Below are 19,059 nucleotides of genomic sequence, written 5' to 3' on the forward strand. Positions count from 1 at the left end.
CGAAATGGCGGTTGGGCAGGTTTCGCGTACTCGTCACGGCGTTTCACGCTCTCCGTCGCTGATCATATCGGCAAGAACGGCCTCCCGCGCCAGCGCCTCGAGCACCGACCGGCCGTGCTCGGTATGCGCCGCCAGCCGCGCCTCCCGCCCGCTTGCGCACAGGCTCAGAGCCACGCGCAGATCGGCTGTGGGCAGCCAGCCCTCGCCCCGGCTGGGCCACTCGACGATGCACAGCGCATCGTCGGCAAACAGATCGCGTCCGCCGATGAACTCCAGTTCCTCGGGGTCGCCCAGGCGGTAGAGGTCGAAATGGTAGACCCGCCCGCCCGCCAATTCGTAGGGCTCGACGAGCGTGTAGGTGGGACTCTTGACCGCGCCGCCATGCCCGAGGGCACGCAGGATGCCCCGGGTGAGGGTGGTCTTGCCCGCCCCCAGCTCGCCCTCGAGATAGATACGTCCCCGCCCTCCCATGGCCGCCCCCAGGCACTGCCCGAAGACGATCTGGCGGTCTTCGTCATCGAGTCGTAGGCGCATCACGGCCCCCTGCAAGCGAATGAATCCCCGGCTCGAACCCAGGGTTGGCGATGACTCGGGCATAGGATGCCAGATCGGCAGCCAGCAGACCACGCTCCCCCGCGTCGCGCACCGCCATGTCGGCCGCCAGGGCATGGATGGTGACGCCGAGCCTGGCCGCCGCTTCCAGCGGCAGCCCCTGGGCCAGCAGTGCCCCGAGCATGCCGGAAAGCACGTCGCCCATGCCGCCGGAGGCCATGCCCGGGTTGCCGTAGGGGCACACTGCCATGCCATGCGGCCCCGCCACCAGGCTGCCGGCCCCCTTGAGGACCACCACCCCGCCATGTCGCCGCTGCAGCTCGCGCGCCGCCGCGGGGCGGTCGGCCTCCACCTCCGCCGCGCTGCAGCCCAGCAGCCGGCCCGCCTCGCCCGGATGAGGCGTCAGGATCCAGTCGTCTCGCTGCCGGCCGGCGAAATGCGCGGCCAGCAGGTTGAGGCCATCGGCGTCGACCACGAGGGGCTTGGTCTCTGCCAGTGCCGCCTGCAGCATGCCCTGCCCCCAGGCGCCCTGGCCCAGCCCCGGGCCGACCACCAGCACCCCGGCCTTGCCCGGCAACTCGCCGAGTTCGGCGGCACCGCGCAAGCCGTGGACCATCACCTCGGGTCGGTAGGTCAGGCAGGCGGTGACGTGCTCGGGCGCCGTGGCCAGGCTGATCTTGCCGGCCCCCAGACGTGCCGCTGCCTCGCCGGCGAGCAGCGCCGCCCCGCCGAAGCCCGGCGCACCGCCCAGAATCAGCACGTGGCCCATGGCGCCCTTGTGGGCGTCGCGCGCGCGCGGCGGCAACCAGGCCTCGATCAGCGCCGTGTCGAGCAGCTCCGCGGCCGGCGGCAGGTCGGCGTGGCGGCGTGCGTCGACGCCCAGGGCACGAAAGTGGACCTCGCCGCTCAGCGCCGGTGCGCGCCCGGTATGCAGGCCGATCTTGTCGCCGATGAAGGTCACGGTGCGCGTGGCACGCACCGCCACGCCGAGCTCGGCCCCGGTATCGGCGGCGAGCCCGGAGGGAATGTCGATGGCCAGTACCGGCAGGCCGCTGGCATTGATCGCCTCGATGGCCGCGCGGAACTCACCGCGAACCTCGCCACCGAGGCCGGTGCCGAGCAGCGCATCCACGATCACCTCGCCGGTGAAAGCGACGCCCTTGCGCCAGGGCTCGAGGCCGACCCCCGCGGCACTGGCCATTTCGGCGGCACGCGCCGCATCGCCCTCGAGCGCCTGCGGCGGTTTCAGCGCAATGCGCTGGACCTCGACCCCGGCCACCGCCGCCAGCGCCGCCAGCACGTGGCCATCGCCGCCGTTGTTGCCGCCGCCGCACAGCACCGTGATCCGCCTCACGCCGGGCCAGCGCGCCTTGAGGCTCTGCCAGGCCGCCGTGGCCGCCCGCTGCATCAGCGCGAAGCCCTCGATCCCGGCGGCGATGGTGCGGCGGTCGAGTTCGCGCACCTGCTCGGCGCGGTACAGCGGCCGCAGTGCGACGCTTGGTACGTTGGAACGCTTCCCGGACATCCCGTGTCTCCCAGCCAGCATTGCTTTATCATGGGGAGTGTAAGCGCCGCGGCGCCCAAGCCAATCCCCCCGCTACGTTTTTGCCCGGTTTTTTCTCGATCATGCCCCAATCCGCCACCCTGGACCTCGGTGCCCTGGCCACGACCATCAAGACCTGGGGGCGCGAACTCGGCTTCCAGCAGGTGGGCATCGCCGATGTCGACCTGGCCGAGGACGAGCGCCACCTGCAGCGCTGGCTCGACGCCGGCTACCACGGCGAGATGGGCTTTATGGCCAAGCACGGCAGCAAGCGCACGCGGCCGGAGGAGCTGGTACCCGGCACCCTGCGCGTCATCAGCGTGCGCCTGGACTACCTGCCCGCCGAGGTCGAGAACGCCAAGGTGCTGGGCCAGCCCGAGCGGGCCTATGTCTCGCGCTACGCGGTGGGCCGCGACTATCACAAGCTGATGCGCAAGCGCCTGGCCACCCTGGCCCGGTGGATCGAGGAGAAGGCCGGCCCCTTCGGCTACCGCGCCTTTGTCGACTCGGCCCCGGTCATGGAGCGCGCCCTGGCGCGCAAGGCCGGGCTCGGCTGGGTGGGCAAGAACGCCATGCTGCTCAATCCCCGTGCCGGCTCGCTGTTCTTTCTCGGCGAGCTCTATGTCGATCTGCCGCTGCCCGTCGACCCACCCTTCGCGGGCGAGCACTGCGGCAGCTGCAGCGCCTGTCGCACCGCCTGCCCTACCGGCGCCATCGTCGCGGACAAGGTGGTGGACGCTCGCGCCTGCATCTCCTATCTCACCATCGAGCTGTTCGGCAGTATCCCCGAGCACTTTCGCGAGGCCATGGGCAACCGCGTGTTCGGCTGCGACGACTGCCAGCTGGTCTGCCCCTTCACCCGCTTCGCCCGCACCACGCAGGAGGACGACTTCGCCCCACGCCACGACCTCGACCGCGCCAGCCTGGTGTCGCTGTTCGGCTGGGGCGAGGAGGAGTTCCTCGACAAGACCGCCGGCAGCCCGATCCGTCGCATCGGCTACGAGCGCTGGCTGCGCAACCTGGCGGTGGGGCTGGGCAACGCCCCCTGGAGCGAAGCCGTGGAGGCAGCCCTGCGCGCCCGCCTCGCCTACCCCTCCGACCTGGTGCGCGAGCACGTGCGCTGGGCGCTCGAGCGGCAGCGGGAAAAGCGTAGCAGAGTCATCGCCCGCGTCTGATTGGTGGCTGAACCGCGGCTTTTCCGGGGACAGCTCACCTCGAAGTGTCACAAGCCGGGTATGCCTACTACGCCTCATTTCGCTCGTATTGTCGTCACGGCCAAATCCTTCGCATGACAGCTCCGACTCATGCCTCCAAGGGCTGAGCCAGGTTTGTTGCTCACTCCTCTTCGTCGCGCTCGCTACCGGCCAGCCGCAGGAAGGTATTGCGATAGTGCGCCAGCTCGGCCAGCGACTCGCGAATGTCGTCAAGCGCCTGGTGCGTGTTGCGTTTGCTGAAGCCGGCCAGCGCCCCGGGGTTCCAGCGCTTGGCCAGCTCCTTGAGGGTCGAGACATCCAGGTTGCGGTAGTGGAAGAAGGCCAGCAGCTCGGGCATCTCGCGCTCCAGGAAACGCCGATCCTGATGCACGCTGTTGCCGCACATGGGCGAGGCGCCGGGCACCACGTGTCGCCTCAGGAACTCGAGGGTCTGGCGCTCTGCCTCGGCGGTGTCGACGCGGCTCTGCTTGACCCGCTCGACCAGGCCCGACTCGCCGTGAGTCTTCTGGTTCCACTCGTCCATGGCGGCGAGCAGGCTGTCGGGCTGGTGCACGGCGATCACCGGCCCTTCGGCGACGAGGTTGAGATCGGCGTCGGTGATCAGGGTCGCCACCTCGATGATGCGCTCGCGCTCGGGCTCGAGACCGGTCATCTCGAGGTCGATCCACACCAGCAGATCGTCGCGCGGCTCGGGGGAGTTGGGCATGGGTCAGGCTCCGGTTTGAAGGGCTCGGCAGGACAGGCCGGTCCGTGCTGGGTACAATGCCGCTATTGTAACGACCTTCGGGCGCCCATGAGCAAACGCAAGCTGAGCCGCCAGCAGCGCTGGCGGATCGAGAAGATCCAGGCCGAACGGTCCCGGCGCGCCGATCAGCGCGACGCCCAGGATTCGCAGAAGCTCGCCGCCGGGGAGTACGGCCCCGAGCGACCCGGCCGGGTCATCGCCCACTTCGGCCGCACGCTGGACGTGCAGGGCGAGGGCGACGGGTCGGTCGTGCGCTGCCACCTGCGTGCCAACCTCGAGGGGCTGGTAACCGGCGATCGGGTCGTCTGGCGCGCCACCCAGGATGCCGAGGGCAACCTCGTCGAAGGCGTGGTAGTGGCCCGCGGCGAGCGCGACAACGTGCTGGAGCGCCCCGACCCCCGCGGCCAGCTCAAGCCGGTGGCGGCCAACATCGACCAGCTCCTGATCGTGTTCGCCGTCGAGCCGGCACCGCACCCCAACCTGATCGACCGCTACCTGGTCGCCGCCGAGGCTACCGGCATCGCCCCGGTGCTGGTACTCAACAAGATCGACCTGTTGCCGGACGACGGCGGCGAGCTGCGTGCGCTGCTGGCCCGCTATGAGGCGCTGGGCTATCCGGTGGTGGCCACGACCACTGCCCGCGACGACGGGCTCGATGCCCTGCTCGATCGCCTCGCCGGACGCACCTCGGTGTTCGTCGGCCAGAGCGGCGTGGGCAAGTCGTCGCTGATCGATCGCCTGCTGCCCGATGAATCGCTGCGCATCGGCGAGCTGTCGAAGGACTCGCGCAAGGGTACCCACACCACCACCACGGCGCGCCTCTACCGGCTGCCGGCGGCCGACGACGCCGAGCTGATCGATTCCCCCGGCATCCGCGAGTTCGGCCTGGTGCATCTCGACGAGCAGCAGGTGGCCGAGGGGTTCCCCGAGTTTCGCGACCTCCTCGGCCGCTGCCGCTTCCGCGACTGCCGTCACCGCCACGAGCCGGGCTGCGCCCTGCTCGAGGCCGTGGAGCGCGGCGACATTCATCCCGATCGCTTTGCCAGCTACCGCCATATCGTCGATAGTCTCGACGTGACCTGAACAGGCCCGCACCGCGAGATTGAGGATAAGGAGAGCGTGATGAGTTCCGAAGAGAATCTGCTGCCGCTGATCGTCGAACCCGAACAGCTCGCCGAGCATCTCGGCGACCCCCAACTGCTGATCGTCGACGTCCCGCTCAAGGCGGAGAGCTACGCGGAGGGACACGTGCCCGGCGCCGTGTTGCTCGATTTTCGCCGCCTGCTGCGCGGTGAGGGGGAGGTGCCCAACGAGGTGCCGAGCCCGGAGGCGCTGTCGCAGCTGTTCTCTTCGCTCGGCCTGACCCGCGACACCCACGTGGTGGCCTACGACGACGAGGGCGGCGGCTGGGCCGGGCGTTTGCTGTGGACCCTGGAGCTGATCGGCCACACCCGCTACTCCTACCTCAACGGCGGCATCCACGCCTGGCGCCAGGCCGGCCAGCCGGTCGCCCACGAACCGACAGTCGCCACGCCGAGCGACTACGAGGCGGAGATCCTGCACCCGGAGGTCGCCATCGACCGCTTCGAACTGCAGGAGCGCCTGGGCGAAAAGGGCTTCGCCGTATGGGACGCCCGCTCGCCGGCCGAATATCGCGGCGAGAAGGGCGAGAACCGGTACCTCGGGCACATCCCCGGCGCGGTCAACATGGAGTGGACCGAGGCGATGGACCGGGAGCGAGCGCTGCGCATCCGCGACTACGCCGAACTGATCACCGAACTCGAGGCGCTGGGGCTCACGCCGGACATGGAAGTGGTCACTCACTGCCAGAGCCACCACCGCAGCGGCTTCACCTGGCTGGTGGGCAAGGCCCTGGGCTTCGAGAACATTCGCGGCTACGCCGGATCCTGGCAGGAGTGGGGCAACCGCGACGATACGCCGAAAGAAACGTAAACCCGCCTTCACTACCAGGAAGTCTGTCCCTTGTCTCTCGCCAAGTGCTTCGCCCTGATCCAGTACCCGATCCCCCACCATCTGCTGTCGCGGCTGGTGGGCTTTGTCGCCGCATGTCGCCTCAGCTGGCTGAAGAACGCGCTGATCCGCGCCTTCATCAAGGTCTTCGAGGTCGACATGCGCGAGGCCGCCGAGCCCGACCCCACGGCCTACGCCACCTTCAACGACTTCTTCACCCGGGCGCTGAAGCCCGAGGCCCGCCCGCTGGGCGAGGGCCTGCTGTGCCCCGCCGACGGCAACATCTCCCAGTTCGGTCCCATCGAAGCCGACCGCCTGCTGCAGGCCAAGGGCCACCGCTTCTCCGTGGTCGACCTGCTCGGCGGCGACGCCGAGGCCGCACGGCGCTACAGCGGCGGCAGCTACGCCAACGTCTATCTCTCCCCGCGGGACTACCATCGCGTGCACATGCCGCTGGCCGGCACTTTGACCGAGATGGTCTACGTGCCGGGGCGGCTGTTCTCGGTCAACTCGGCCACGACGGACCACGTGCCCAACCTGTTCGCGCGCAACGAGCGCCTGGTGTGCCACTTCGATACCGAATACGGCCCCATGGCCGTGGTGCTGGTCGGGGCGATGATCGTGGCCGCCATCGAGACGGTATGGGCCGGGCAGATCACGCCGCTTTCGGGCCAGGTGCAGCGCGTGCGCTTCGACAAGCCGATTCGCCTCGAGCGCGGCGAGGAGATGGGCCGCTTCAAGCTCGGCTCCACGGTGGTGATGGCCTTCGCCGGCAGGGTCGATTTCGATACCGGCCTGGCCCCCAAGACCAAGGTCAGCATGGGCCAGTCGCTGGGTGGCTTGCCGCAGTCACAGACACCCGACTTCGTCTAGGCACCTTCAGCAGCGCGGTGTGGCGAAGGCCATGACCTCCGCCACGCTCGTTTTCCCTAGCGCCAGCTGAATCAGCCGGTCGATGCCCAGCGCCACGCCGCTGCCGGCCGGCATGCCGTGCTCCAGCGCGGCCAGCAGGCGCCGGTCGACGTCCACTGCGGGCAGGCCCAGGCGGCGCCGGACGGCGTTGTCCTCGGCGAAGCGCGCACGCTGCTCGTCGGCCTCGGTGAGCTCGTCGTAGCCGTTGGCGAGCTCCAGCCCGGCGAGATAGACCTCGAAGCGCGAGGCGACCCACTCGCCGTCCTCCGGATCGCGATGGCGCCGCGCCAGGGCCGCCTGGCTGGCCGGGTAGTCCACCACCACGTCGACCCCCTCGTGCCCAAGCGTAGGCTCGATGGCCAGGCTCATCAGCAGGTCGAGGCAACCGTCGCGCTCGGCATCGCGCATGTCGAGGCCGCCCCGCTCGCCGGCCAGTCGCCGCAGTTCCGCGAGATCGACGCTGAAGGGGTCGAGTCCCAGCCCCTCGCGGAACAGCTCGCGGTAGCGTCGGCGGCGCAACGGGCCCGCCTCCCCCCCCAGTGCTGAACCGAGCACCTGATGAATCAGCGCCACGGTCTCCTCGATCAGCTCGTCGAGGGAGAAGCCCGGGCGATACCACTCCAGCATGGTGAACTCGATGTTGTGGCGGCTGCCCACCTCGCCGTCGCGAAAGCTTCTTGCCAGCTGGAAGATCGGCCCGCTGCCGGCGGCCAGCAGCCGCTTCATGTGGAACTCCGGCGACGTCTGCAGCCACAGCCGCTCGCGCCCCGCCGGGGTGGTCGCCTCGAGCGACAGCGAGGCCAGGTGCACGTCGGTGCTGCCGCCGTGACCCAGCACCGGCGTCTCCACCTCCAGCACGCCGCGCTCGGCAAAGAATGCCCGCACCGCGGCCAGCAGCCTTGCCCGCTGACGCAGCGTCTCGATACTCGCCGTGGGCCGCCAGTCGGTTGCCATGAGAGGTCTCCAGAACAAGGAAGGCCACGCCGAATCAGCGTGGCCTGCGTGGAGGCGGTGGCAGAGTGCGGCTGTTCCGGCGACAGGCGCCGCACGCTGGGCTATCTCTTATGCTCTCGAGACGTACTCACCAGAGCGCGTATCGACTTTCAGCACTTCGCCCTGGTTGATGAACAGCGGCACCCGCACCACGGCGCCGGATGAGAGCGTGGCCGGCTTGGAGCCGCCCTGGGCGGTATCGCCCTTCAGGCCCGGGTCGGTCTCGACCACTTCCAGCTCGATGAAGTTGGGCGGCGTCACGCTGATGGCGTTGTCGTTCCACAGCGTCACGGTATAGGCCACCTGCTCCTTTAGCCACTTGGCGGTATCGCCCAGCGCCTTCTTCTCCACCGCGTACTGCTCGAAGGAGCCGTCGGTCTTCATGAAGTACCACATGTCGCCGTCGTTGTAGAGATACTCCATCTCGAGGTCCACCACGTCGGCGCCCTCGAGGGATTCGCCCGACTTGAAGGTACGCTCCCACACACGGCCGGTGATCAGGTTGCGCAGCTTCACGCGATTGAACGCCTGGCCCTTGCCCGGCTTGACGAATTCATTCTCGACGATCGCGCAGGGATCGCCGTCCAGCATCACCTTCAGACCGCCCTTGAATTCGTTGGTAGAATAGCTAGCCATGTTGCCTCTCGAATGATCGGGCACGCCGCAGCTGGCTGCGGCGTGCAAGAAACCGAATCGACGAGGAGTCGAGCCCTCGCCCCTTAGTGACTGGTGTGCCGCATGATAACCCGAAGCTCCGCCCTTTTGCAGAGACCGGATACGCCGGGCGCTGACGTGACGACCTTGTCGCTGCCTAGCGCCTGGCAGACCCAGCTATCGCGGGCGATCCGCGACCCGCGCGAGCTGTGCCGGCGCCTGGGGCTGGACGACGCCTGGCTGCCCGGCGCCGAGGCGGGCCATGCCCTCTTCGAGGTGCGCGTGCCCGAGGCCTTCCTGGCGCGCATGCGCCGCGGCGATCCTCACGATCCACTTCTGCGCCAGGTGCTGCCGCGCATCGCCGAGGGCGAGAGCGTGCCCGGCTACGTCACCGACCCGTTGGAAGAGGCCGAGCACACGCCAGGACCGGGGCTGATCCACAAGTACGCCGGCCGCGTGCTGCTGATCGCGAGCCCCGCCTGCGCGGTGAACTGCCGCTACTGCTTCCGTCGCCACTTCCCCTATGGCGACAACAGCCCTTCCCGCGCCCAGTGGGAGCGCTCGCTCGAAGCGCTGCGCCAGGACACCTCGATCCACGAGGCGATCCTCTCCGGCGGCGACCCGCTGGCCGCCAGCGACCGCCAGCTCGCCTGGCTCGTCGAACGCCTCGAGGCCATCCCTCACCTCAAGCGCCTGCGCCTGCACACCCGCCTGCCGGTGGTCATTCCCGACCGGGTCGACGACGCCCTGCTCGGCTGGCTCGGCGCCACCCGGCTGCAGAAGGTGATGGTGCTGCATATCAACCACGCCCAGGAGATCGACGACGCTGTGGTCGCGGCCTGCGTACGGCTCAAGCAAGCCGGCGTGACACTGCTCAATCAGAGCGTGCTGCTGCGCGGCGTCAACGATTCGGTGGAGGCACTGGCCCAGCTCTCCGAGCGGCTGTTCGAGGCCGGCGTGCTGCCCTACTACCTGCATGTGCTCGACCCGGTGGCGGGCGCAGCCCACTTCGACGTGCCCGACGAAGAGGCCCGCGAGCTGGTCGCGGGCCTCAGAGAGGTGCTGCCGGGCTTCTTGCTGCCGCGCCTGGTCAGGGAAATACCCGGCGCGGCAAGCAAGACGCCGCTGTAGGGCCCAGACCCTCGCCGGCAGGCTGAGGCAACGCCGATTACGCCAGCGTCGCCGCGGTCACGTTGGCCGCCGCCGGTTCGTTGGAGACATGCCGGTTGATGGCGCTCATGACTGCCTTCATCGAGGCGCTGGTGATGCTCTCGTCGGTACCCACGCCGAACACCGCCTTGCCGTCGATGCGCACCTCCACGTAGGCGATCGCCTCGGCGTCGGCGCCCTGGCCGCGGGAGTGCTCGTGGTAGTCGATGATCTCCACGTCATGGCCGGCCGCCGCCAGGGCCTTGATGAAGGCCGCCAGCGGGCCGTTGCCCTCGCCCTCGATGCTGCGCCGCTCGCCGCGCTCCTCGACGGTCGCCTCGAGCTTCACCCGGGGGCTGTCGGGCTCGGAGGAGAGGCGATGACTGACCAGTGCATAGGGCGAGGTGCGCGTCAGGTACTCGTCGGCGAAGGCCTGGTAGATCATCTGCGAGGTGATCTCCTTGCCGGTACGGTCGGCGACCTCCTGCACCACCTGGCTGAACTCGATCGAGAGCCGGCGCGGCAGCTCGATGCCGTGCTCCTGCTCGAGCAGGTAGGAGACCCCGCCCTTGCCCGACTGGCTGTTGACGCGGATCACCGCCTCGTAGCTGCGGCCCACGTCGAGCGGGTCGATGGGCAGGTAGGGGACCTCCCACATGGCGTCCGGATTGGCGCGGCGCTCGGCCATGCCCTTCTTGATCGCATCCTGGTGGGAGCCGGAGAAGGCGGTGAAGACCAGGTCGCCGACGTAAGGGTGGCGAGGGTGCACCGGCAGCTGGTTGCAGTACTCCACTTCGCGCATGATCGGCGTGATGTTGGAGAAATCGAGCCCCGGATGCACGCCCTGGGTGTAGAGGTTCATGGCCAGCGTCACGATGTCGACGTTGCCGGTGCGCTCGCCGTTGCCGAACAGGGTGCCCTCGACGCGGTCGGCGCCGGCCATCACGGTGAGCTCCGCCGCCGCCACGCCGGTGCCGCGGTCGTTGTGCGGGTGCACGCTGACGATCAGGTGGTCGCGGTGCTTCACGTTACGACAGAACCACTCGACCTGGTCGGCGTAGTTGTTGGGCGTGGCCGCCTCCACCGTGGCCGGCAGGTTGACGATCATCGGCTTCTCGGACGTGGCGCCGTAGGCCTCCATCACCGCTTCGACCACCTCCTTGGCGAAGTCCATCTCGGTGGTGGTGAACAGCTCCGGCGAGTACTGGAAGGTCCAGCGGGTCTCCGGCGCGGCCTCCATCAGCTCGCGAATCTGCCGGGTGGCGTCCACGGCGATGCCGATGCACTCCTCCTTGCTGACGTCGAATACCACGCGGCGGAACACCGGGTCGGTGGCGTTGTAGACGTGGACGATGGCGTTCTTCGCACCCTTCAGCGCCTCGAAGGTACGCTCGATCAGGTGCGGGCGCGCCTGGGTCAGCACCTGGATGGTGACGTCGTCGGGCACCTTGCCCTGCTCGATCAGCGCGCGCACGAAGTCGAAGTCGGTCTGCGATGCCGAGGGAAAGCCGACCTCGATCTCCTTGAAGCCGATCTTCACCAGCAGGTCGAAGAAGCGCTGCTTGCGCTCCTGATCCATGGGGTCGATCAGCGCCTGGTTGCCGTCGCGCAGGTCGACGCTGCACCACAGCGGCGGCGACTCGATGCGCCGATTCGGCCACTGGCGATCGGGCAGGTCGACGGCGACGAAGGGACGGTACTTGGCGGCGGGGTTGTCGAGCATCATGGCGGTGGTCTCCCTGGGCTGGCGGCGTTCAGAAACGACGACGCCCCGGCTGCATGGTGCATGCCGGGGCGTCGGAGCAAGAGGCGCTACAAGGGCCGCGACCGACAATGGTCGCGACGGAATGACGTACATGGCGGAAAGCGATTCGGGTGGTAGACATTTCGGTACCTCGACTGACCTGGACAAGAAGGCGATGCACGACGCATCGCTCCGGCGTTCAAAGGCCGGCTAGTAGTCGTAGGTTCAGGCTGAGGTAGCAAAATGTCGTGTTCATGCTCCCTAGAAAATCAGCATGCGCGGCGCTTGTCAAGGCGCACTCCCGTTTTCCGCTTGCGTCTCGGCCCTTCGCCACCACTCGATCAAGCCCGGCGGAAGCGCCTCCTCGGCGACCGCCACCGCCCAGCTCGCGGCGCCGTTGGCGTCTTCCACGCTCAGCCGGAACCGGCGCCGGTCGGCGCCGGGCGCCCGCCCCGCTTCGGCTTCGGCTTCGGCTTCGGCTTCGGCTTCGGCACGCGACAGCAGTTGCCAGAGCTCGTCGCGCTGCGCCTCGCTGTAGCGGTCGCAGCGGATGCAGCGTGGCTGCGACAGGCCAGGAAAGTGGGCCACCCCCCCCTCGCGCCGCAGACGGACCACGCTGCCAGGCGTCAAGCGAGGCGGCTGGCTCACGACAGCACCCCGACGCGACGCCAGCCCTCGCGCACCGCCGTCGCTTCCTGGCTCGAGGCGCCGTGGCGGCGCTCGGCATTGTCCAGGGTCAGCGCGGCGAAGGCGGCAAAGTCGCTGTCCTGTTCCAGGCGACGATCGACGAGGGTGTCGTACCAGATGCGGCCGGCGCGCTCCCAGGCTCGGCCCCCCAGCGCCATGGCGGCCAGATGGAAGGCGCGGTTGGGAATGCCCGAATTGATGTGCACGCCGCCGCTGTCCGCCTCGGTCTCGACGAAGGCATCCATGTGATCGGGCTGCGGGTCGCGCCCCAGCAGGGGGTCGTCGTAGGCGGTGCCGGGTCGGGCCATGGAGCGCAGGGCGCGGCCGGCGACCCGCTCGGTAAAGAGCCCCTTGCCGATCAGCCAGTCCGCTTCGTCCACGCTCTGCCCCAGCTCGCGCTGCCTGGCCAGGCTGCCGAAGACGTCGCACAGCGACTCGTTGAGTGCCCCCGACTGGCCCACGTAGGCCAGCGCCGCCTCGTGCTGGATGACGCCATGGGTCAGCTCGTGGGCGACGATGTCCAGCGCCACGGTGAAGCGGTTGAACAGCTCGCCGTCGCCGTCGCCGAAGACCATCTGCTGGCCGTCCCAGAAGGCGTTCTCGTAGTCGCGTCCGTAGTGCACCGTGGCCAGCAGTGCCATGCCCTCGGCGTCGATGGAGTGTCGCTCGTAGGCTTCCCAGAACAGGCGGTAGGTCGCGCCCAGCCCACGATAGGCCTCGTCCACGGCGGGATCGCCGCTGTCGCCCTCCCCCTCGCGCCGGACCAGCCTGCCAGGCAGGACCTGGCGCTGCTCGGCGGAGTGCACGTAGCGGGCCGGGACGCCGCGCTCCGGGCTCCCCGGTGGCAATGCGGTGGCGCCCCCGCGCGCCCGGAACTGTTGGTCGACCAACAGGGTCTGGCGGGCGCATTCCCGCTGATGATCGGAGCCGGCGCTGGCGACTCGCTCGAGCAGGTAGGGCGGCAGGAAGCTGCGCCCCCCCGAGGCTGAATGGTCGGTCATCCGTTACCCTCCTTGCGCCTCCCGGCTCGCCGATCGAGCCCGGCCACCTGAAGCATAGCGGAAGGACGGCCTAGCGTTCGCGCCGCTCCAGCATCGCCTCCATCCGCGTCAGCTGGTCACGCAGCTGACGCACGTCGTCGCGCAGGCCGTGCAGCTCGGCGGCCTCCCCTTCGCCGCTCTCCAACTGCACCTGGATGCTCTCCTTCTGCATCACGTCGAGCACGATGCCGATCATCATGTTGAGGAAGACGAAGGCGTTGAGGAAGATGAAGGTGAGAAAGAAGATCCAGGCATAGGGATAGTGCTCCATGACCGGGTAGAGCACCGCCGTGGCCCAGCTCTCGAAGGTGGCGACCTGGAACAGGGTCAGCATGGCCAGGGAGATGTTGCCCCACAGCTGCTCGTCGACGTCGCTGAACAGGAAGCTGCCGATGGCCGCGTAGATGTAGAAGATGATGAACATCAGCAGCGCCACGTAGCCCATGCGCGGGATCGACTTGAACAGCGCGGCGATCAGCATGCGCAGCTCCGGAATCATCGAGACCAGGCGCAGCACGCGGAAGATCCGCAGCAGCCGTGCCAGCAGCACCATCTCGGAGTCGTCCATGGGGATCAGGCTGGCGGTGACGATGAGGAAGTCGAAGACGTTCCAGCCTCGCTTGAAGAAGTCGCTCAGGCGCCGCTCCGCCGCCATGCGGATCAGGATCTCCACCAGGAAGAAGATCGTCACCCCCACGTCGAGCAGCAGCAGCCACTCCTGGAAGGGGCCGACCTCTTCCTCGTAGGTCTTGGCGCCGATCAGCAGCGCCGAGAGCACGATGATCGCGATCACCGTGAGTTCGAAGATCTTGTTGGCGCGCAGCCGCTCGAAGCGGTCGCGCCAGGTACCGAAAGAAGCGCTCATGAAGTGTCTCGAAAGCACGCTGTGACTGTAACCCCCCGCCGCCTGCCGTCAGCCGCTTGTCATGCCTGACGGACGGCGGCGTGATGTTAGCACGAGCGGCAAGCGATGGGACGCTCGCTAGGGGCGGTGACAACACCAGACATTACGACAGCGAAACCTTTATTCACGCTCCCTGCCTTGTCCGGAAGGTTGTGTGCTGCCTACTTTCTAGTCATCACGTGCAAAGGAAAAGGAGTCCGGCACATGAGCGAAGAGAAGCAACCTCCCCAGGAGCAGTCCCACCAGCCCGGCGCCGAGTACAAGATGGACCCGCAGCCGGAGTACATTCGCGAGAGCTACCGCGGCGCCGACAAGCTCAAGGACAAGGTGGCGATCATCACCGGCGGCGACAGCGGCATCGGCCGCGCCGTGGCGGTGCATTACGCCCGCGAGGGTGCCGACTGCACGATCGTGCACCTGGAAGAGGACACCGACGCCCGCGAGACCCAGCGCCTGGTCGAGGCGGAGGGGCGCCGCTGCCTGGTGCTCAAGGGCGACGTGGGCGAGCCGTCGTTCTGCGACAAGATCGTCGACAGGACACTCAAGGAGTTCGGCAGGCTCAATATCGTGGTACACAACGCCGCCGAGCAGTACGACTGGGACGCCATCACCGACATCCCGCCCGCGCAACTGCAGCGTACCTTCCAGACCAACGTGTTCAGCCACTTCTACCTGACCAAGGCCGCCCTGCCCCACATGAGCGAGGGCGACAGCATCATCTGCACGTCCTCGATCAACGCCTTCAAGGGCAACCCGACCCTGATCGACTACACCGCCACCAAGGGCGCCATCCAGGGGCTGGTGCGCTCGCTGGCGGTACCGCTGGCGGAAAAAGGAATTCGCGTGAATGCGGTGGCGCCGGGACCGGTCTGGACGCCGCTGATTCCGGCGAGCTTCCCGGCCGAGAAGGTCGCCTCCTTCGGCGGTCAGGTGCCGATGAACCGCGCCGGCCAGCCTTCGGAGATGGGGCCGGCCTACGTCTACCTGGCCTGCGAGGAGTCCTCCTACATGAGCGGCCAGACGCTGCACCTGAACGGCGGTGTGGTCCTCAACACCTGAGCCGTCCGTTCAGCCGAAAAGCGCGACGCCCGCCTCGAGGAGGCGGGCGCCGGCGTAAGCCGCCCTTCTCAGGTCGTCAGCTCGGGCGAGGCCAGCAGGCCCGCCAGCTCCTGGGCGTGGAGTGCGGCCTCGCGTCCGCGCGGCGTCAGGTAGCCGCCGTCGGCCTGGGTCACCAGGCCCTTGTCGTGCAGCCGAGCCGCGGCGGCAACGGCGCCGGGAGCTGCACTGCCGGCATGGACCTTGAGCCCCACCTGGGTGGTGTCGAGATTGAACAGGCAGAGCAGGTTGAGCTCGTCGAGCAGCTCGGCGGAGAAATGCGCTTGGGCCATGGCGACCTCCGGTACTGTGGGTCCTTCGAAGGTACGCCACTTGCCGCCGGTTCACCAGCGCCCGCGGTTCAACCGGCCCGGCTTTCGTCCTCCAGGTCCCCTTCCCGGTAGCCCATCAGGTAGAGCACGGCGTCGATGCCCAGGGTCGAGATCGACTGGCGCGCCTGGCTGCGCACCAGCGGCTTGGCGCGAAAGGCGATGCCGAGCCCGGCGGCGGCGAGCATCTTGAGGTCGTTGGCGCCGTCGCCCACGGCGATGGTCTGCTCCATGGCCAGCCCCTCTCGCGCGGCGATCTCACGCAGCAGTTCGGCCTTGCGGCTGGCGTCGAGGATCGGTTCGCGCACCTCGCCGGTGACCTTGCCGTTCTCGATGACGAGCTCGTTGGCGTGGACCTCGTCGAAGCCGAGTCTCTCCTGCAGGTCGCGGGCGAAGTAGGTGAAGCCGCCGGAGAGGATCGCGGTGCGATAGCCGAGCCGCTTCAAGTGCTTCATCAGGCGCTCGACGCCGTCCATCAGCGGCAGCTCCTCGGCGATCTCGGCCAGCACCGCTTCGTCGAGCCCCTTGAGCTTGGCCATGCGCTCGCGGAAGCTCTGCTGGAAATCGAGCTCGCCGCGCATGGCGCGCTCGGTAACCGCGGCAACGTCCTCGTAGACGCCGTGGCGGCGGGCCAGCTCGTCGATCACCTCGGCCTGGATCAGGGTCGAGTCCATGTCGAAGCAGACCAGGCGACGGTGGCGACGCCAGATCGAATCCTCCTGCAGGGCGATATCGACCCCGTGCATGGCACCTAGCGCCAGCGCCTTCTCGCGCAGGCTGTCCAGGTCGACCTCCTCGCCGCGCAGCCAGCACTCGACACAGGCGCCGAAGGGCGGCACGCCGCCGTCCAGCGGCTCGCGACCGGAGAGACGATGGATCAGCTCCACGGTCAGGCCGTGCTCGGCGGTGAGCGCGCCGACCTCGGCCAGGATTCCCGCGGGCAGGTGCGGCGCGAGCAGGGTCAGGATCAGCCGCGGCTGGCTGGCATGCGCGCTCCAGCGCTGGTAGTCGTCGGCACTGACCTGGATCGCCTGCACGTCGAGTCCCAGGCTATCGCCTGCCTCGGTGAGCGCGCCCTCCAGGTCGCTGTCGCGGTCGAGCCCGACCAGCGCTTCCAGCGAGACCATGCCGAAGGTCACGCTCTGGTTGATGTCGAGCAGCCGTGCGCCGCTGCGCGCCATGGCCTGGCCCAGGCCGGCCAGCTGGCCGGGTCGTGCCGCGCCGGTGGCGCGGATCAGCAGTCGTCGTGTCATTCCCCACTCTCCAGGCGATCCACCTTCTGCAGGCCGCGGGGCAGCTTGCTGCCGCGTCGACCGCGTTCGCCGCGATAATAGTCCAGATCGGCGTCCTTGAGGGTCAGGTGGCGCTTGCCGGCATGCACGACCAGCCCCGCCCCCGCGGGCAGCAGCGCGATGTCGCGCACCAGTTCCTCACGCCGCGCGGCACGGGCGCCGGGAATGTCGATCATCTTGTTGCCCTTGCCCTTGGCCAGCTCGGGCAGTTGCTCCAGCGGGAACAGCAGCAGCCGCCCCTCGTTGGAGACCGCCGCCACCCAGATGTCCTCGCCCTCGGGCACGCGTACCGGCGCCATGACCCGGCAGCCCTTGGGTACCGAGAGCACCGCCTTGCCCGACTTGTTCTTGCCGATCAGTTCCTCGAGCCTGGCCACGAAGCCGTAGCCGCCGTCGCTGGCGAGCAGGTAGCGACTCTCGGGCGGGGCCAGCATCAGCCCGGCCATATGGGCGCCGGCGACCACGTTGACCCGCCCGGTGACCGGCTCGCCCTGGCTACGGGCGCTGGGCAGGTTGTGGGCGGCCAGGGTATAGGCACGCCCGGTGTCGTCGAGCAGCACCAGCGGCTGGTTGGTCTTGCCGCGGGCGGCCAGGGCGAAGCGGTCGCCGGACTTGTAGGAGAGTCCTTCCGGGTCGATGTCGTGGCCCTTGGCGGCACGGATCCAGCCCTTCTCGGAGAGCACCACGGTGATGGGGTCGGCGCCCATCAGCTCGACCTCTGAGAGTGCCTTGGCCTCCTCGCGCTCGACGATGGGCGAACGGCGCTCGTCACCGTGCTCGCGAGCCGCCTCGCGCAGCTCCTCCTCGATCAGGTCGGTGAGCTTGGCCTCGCTGCCGAGCAGCGCCTTCAAGCGCTTGCGTTCGGCTTCGAGCGCGTCCTGCTCGCCGCGGATCTTCATCTCCTCGAGCTTGGCCAGGTGGCGCAGACGCAGCTCGAGGATGGCCTCGGCCTGGCGGTCGGTGAGCCCGAAGGCGGCCATCAGCGCGGGCTTAGGCTCGTCCTCCTCGCGGATGATGCGGATCACCTCGTCGATGTTGAGGTAGGCGGCGAGCAAGCCTTCGAGGATGTGCAGGCGGTCCTCGACCTTGCCCAGGCGATGCTCCAGGCGCCGACGCACGGTCTTGCGCCGGAAGGTGAGCCATTCGCCAAGCAGCTCGGGCAGCGGCATCACCCGCGGCCGGCCGTCGAGGCCGATCACGTTGAGGTTGACGCGAATGTTCTTCTCGAGGTCGGTGGTGGCGAACAGGTGCGCCATCATCGCCTCGATGTCGACGCGGTTGGAGCGCGGCTCGATCACCAGCCGGGTCGGCTCCTCGTGGGTCGACTCGTCGCGCAGGTCGTCGACCATGGGCAGCTTCTTGGCCTGCATCTGGGCGGCGATCTGCTCGAGCACCTTGGAGCCGCTGACCTGGTAGGGTAGCGCGGTGACCACCACCTTGCCCTCCTCCATCACGTAGCGCGCGCGCAGCTTCACCGAGCCGCGTCCGCTCTCGTAGAGTTTGCGCAGGTCGTCGCGGGAGGTGATGATCTCGGCCGCGGTGGGGAAGTCCGGCGCCGGCAGATGTTCGACCAGGTCGGTGGTGGTGGCCTCGGGATGGCGCAGCAGGTGGCAGGTGGCCTCGACCACTTCGTGCACGTTGTGCGGCGGGATGTCGGTGGCCATGCCCACGGCGATGCCGGTGCCGCCGTTGAGCAGCACGTGGGGCAGACGCGCCGGCAGCACCACCGGTTCGTTCATGGTGCCGTCGAAGTTGGGGGTCCAGTCGACGGTGCCCTGGCCCAGTTCGGCGAGCAGCACCTCGGCGAACTTCGACAGCCGCGACTCGGTGTAGCGCATCGCCGCGAATGACTTGGGATCGTCGGGGCTGCCCCAGTTGCCCTGGCCGTCCACCAGCGGGTAGCGGTAGCTGAACGGCTGGGCCATCAGCACCATCGCCTCGTAGCAGGCGCTGTCGCCGTGGGGGTGGAACTTGCCCAGCACGTCGCCGACGGTACGCGCCGACTTCTTGTACTTGGCGCTGGCGTTCAGCGCCAGTTCGCGCATGGCGTAGACGATACGCCGCTGCACCGGCTTCATGCCGTCGCCGATGTGGGGCAGCGCCCGGTCGAGGATGACGTACATCGAGTAGTCGAGGTACGCCTTCTCGGTGTATTCGCGCAGCGAGAGGCGCTCGACGTCGCCCTCCGCCACCTGGATATCCATGGTCATACGATATGCCCTTGGTCAGGGTTCA

At 68.5% G+C, this 19,059-nt stretch carries 18 protein-coding genes; 6 read left to right on the plus strand and 12 right to left on the minus strand.

What is annotated here, in order from left to right:
* Positions 1-33: 33 nt before the first annotated feature.
* The gene (gene tsaE, locus DIS04_RS10940; protein ID WP_111413815.1) at positions 34-534 is read right to left on the minus strand and encodes a tRNA (adenosine(37)-N6)-threonylcarbamoyltransferase complex ATPase subunit type 1 TsaE; all 501 of its coding nucleotides are present in this window, start codon (positions 532-534) and stop codon (positions 34-36) included.
* Positions 515-2,077 (minus strand): NAD(P)H-hydrate dehydratase, encoded by a 1,563-nt coding sequence (locus DIS04_RS10945; protein ID WP_111413816.1) that lies wholly within the window; start codon positions 2,075-2,077, stop codon positions 515-517. Before DIS04_RS10945 ends, tsaE begins: the two co-directional genes overlap by 20 nt.
* A gap of 101 nt (positions 2,078-2,178) precedes the next feature.
* Between DIS04_RS10945 and queG the strand changes: the two genes are divergently transcribed.
* The gene (gene queG / locus DIS04_RS10950; protein ID WP_111413817.1) at positions 2,179-3,270 is read left to right on the plus strand and encodes a tRNA epoxyqueuosine(34) reductase QueG; all 1,092 of its coding nucleotides are present in this window, start codon (positions 2,179-2,181) and stop codon (positions 3,268-3,270) included.
* Positions 3,271-3,430: 160 nt separating this feature from the next.
* Here queG and orn read toward each other — a convergent pair whose 3' ends face one another.
* Positions 3,431-4,015, minus strand: coding sequence for an oligoribonuclease (orn, locus tag DIS04_RS10955; protein WP_111413818.1), 585 nt, complete (start codon positions 4,013-4,015; stop codon positions 3,431-3,433).
* A gap of 87 nt (positions 4,016-4,102) precedes the next feature.
* On the opposite strand from orn, the gene rsgA reads away from it, so the two are divergent.
* From rsgA to asd, 3 genes are read left to right on the plus strand one after another with little or no spacing between them, the layout of a single operon-like run.
* Positions 4,103-5,137 (plus strand): small ribosomal subunit biogenesis GTPase RsgA, encoded by a 1,035-nt coding sequence (gene rsgA / locus DIS04_RS10960; RefSeq protein WP_111413819.1) that lies wholly within the window; start codon positions 4,103-4,105, stop codon positions 5,135-5,137.
* A 39-nt stretch (positions 5,138-5,176) separates the two neighbouring features.
* Positions 5,177-6,007, plus strand: coding sequence for a sulfurtransferase (locus tag DIS04_RS10965; protein ID WP_111413820.1), 831 nt, complete (start codon positions 5,177-5,179; stop codon positions 6,005-6,007).
* A 30-nt stretch (positions 6,008-6,037) separates the two neighbouring features.
* On the plus strand, positions 6,038-6,898 hold the full coding sequence (gene asd, locus DIS04_RS10970; RefSeq protein WP_111413821.1) for an archaetidylserine decarboxylase: 861 nt from the start codon (positions 6,038-6,040) through the stop codon (positions 6,896-6,898).
* Between the two features lie 6 nt (positions 6,899-6,904).
* Here asd and epmA read toward each other — a convergent pair whose 3' ends face one another.
* The gene (gene epmA, locus DIS04_RS10975; protein ID WP_111413822.1) at positions 6,905-7,891 is read right to left on the minus strand and encodes an EF-P lysine aminoacylase EpmA; all 987 of its coding nucleotides are present in this window, start codon (positions 7,889-7,891) and stop codon (positions 6,905-6,907) included.
* A 108-nt stretch (positions 7,892-7,999) separates the two neighbouring features.
* A complete protein-coding gene (efp, locus tag DIS04_RS10980) occupies positions 8,000-8,566 on the minus strand; it encodes an elongation factor P (RefSeq protein WP_111413823.1) in 567 nt (188 codons plus the stop codon).
* 102 nt (positions 8,567-8,668) lie between these two features.
* Between efp and epmB the strand changes: the two genes are divergently transcribed.
* The gene (gene epmB, locus DIS04_RS10985; protein WP_111413824.1) at positions 8,669-9,715 is read left to right on the plus strand and encodes an EF-P beta-lysylation protein EpmB; all 1,047 of its coding nucleotides are present in this window, start codon (positions 8,669-8,671) and stop codon (positions 9,713-9,715) included.
* 37 nt (positions 9,716-9,752) lie between these two features.
* Here epmB and leuA read toward each other — a convergent pair whose 3' ends face one another.
* The 4 genes from leuA to DIS04_RS11005 form a co-directional block, all read right to left on the minus strand.
* On the minus strand, positions 9,753-11,459 hold the full coding sequence (gene leuA / locus DIS04_RS10990; protein ID WP_111413825.1) for a 2-isopropylmalate synthase: 1,707 nt from the start codon (positions 11,457-11,459) through the stop codon (positions 9,753-9,755).
* A 306-nt stretch (positions 11,460-11,765) separates the two neighbouring features.
* The gene (locus DIS04_RS10995) at positions 11,766-12,125 is read right to left on the minus strand and encodes a protealysin inhibitor emfourin (protein ID WP_162623045.1); all 360 of its coding nucleotides are present in this window, start codon (positions 12,123-12,125) and stop codon (positions 11,766-11,768) included.
* Positions 12,122-13,165 (minus strand): M4 family metallopeptidase, encoded by a 1,044-nt coding sequence (locus tag DIS04_RS11000; RefSeq protein WP_111413827.1) that lies wholly within the window; start codon positions 13,163-13,165, stop codon positions 12,122-12,124. The genes DIS04_RS10995 and DIS04_RS11000 overlap by 4 nt, the downstream gene beginning before the upstream one ends.
* 70 nt (positions 13,166-13,235) lie before the next feature.
* Entirely contained in the window at positions 13,236-14,069 is an 834-nt protein-coding gene (locus DIS04_RS11005) for an ion transporter (RefSeq protein ID WP_111413828.1), read from the minus strand.
* Positions 14,070-14,312: 243 nt separating this feature from the next.
* On the opposite strand from DIS04_RS11005, the gene DIS04_RS11010 reads away from it, so the two are divergent.
* A complete protein-coding gene (locus tag DIS04_RS11010; protein WP_111413829.1) occupies positions 14,313-15,167 on the plus strand; it encodes an SDR family oxidoreductase in 855 nt (284 codons plus the stop codon).
* A 68-nt stretch (positions 15,168-15,235) separates the two neighbouring features.
* Here DIS04_RS11010 and DIS04_RS11015 read toward each other — a convergent pair whose 3' ends face one another.
* The 3 genes from DIS04_RS11015 to parC form a co-directional block, all read right to left on the minus strand.
* Positions 15,236-15,496, minus strand: coding sequence for a TIGR02647 family protein (locus tag DIS04_RS11015; protein ID WP_111413830.1), 261 nt, complete (start codon positions 15,494-15,496; stop codon positions 15,236-15,238).
* Between the two features lie 68 nt (positions 15,497-15,564).
* Positions 15,565-16,785, minus strand: a complete 1,221-nt coding sequence (serB, locus tag DIS04_RS11020) for a phosphoserine phosphatase SerB (RefSeq protein ID WP_111413831.1) — start codon at positions 16,783-16,785, stop codon at positions 15,565-15,567.
* Positions 16,782-19,034: a DNA topoisomerase IV subunit A gene (gene parC / locus DIS04_RS11025; RefSeq protein ID WP_111413832.1), complete on the minus strand. Its 2,253-nt coding sequence runs from the start codon at positions 19,032-19,034 to the stop codon at positions 16,782-16,784. The genes serB and parC overlap by 4 nt, the downstream gene beginning before the upstream one ends.
* Positions 19,035-19,059 lie beyond the last annotated feature (25 nt).

This window comes from Billgrantia lactosivorans, from assembly GCF_003254665.1.
In the GTDB taxonomy this organism is placed as follows: Bacteria; Pseudomonadota; Gammaproteobacteria; order Pseudomonadales; family Halomonadaceae; genus Halomonas; species Halomonas lactosivorans.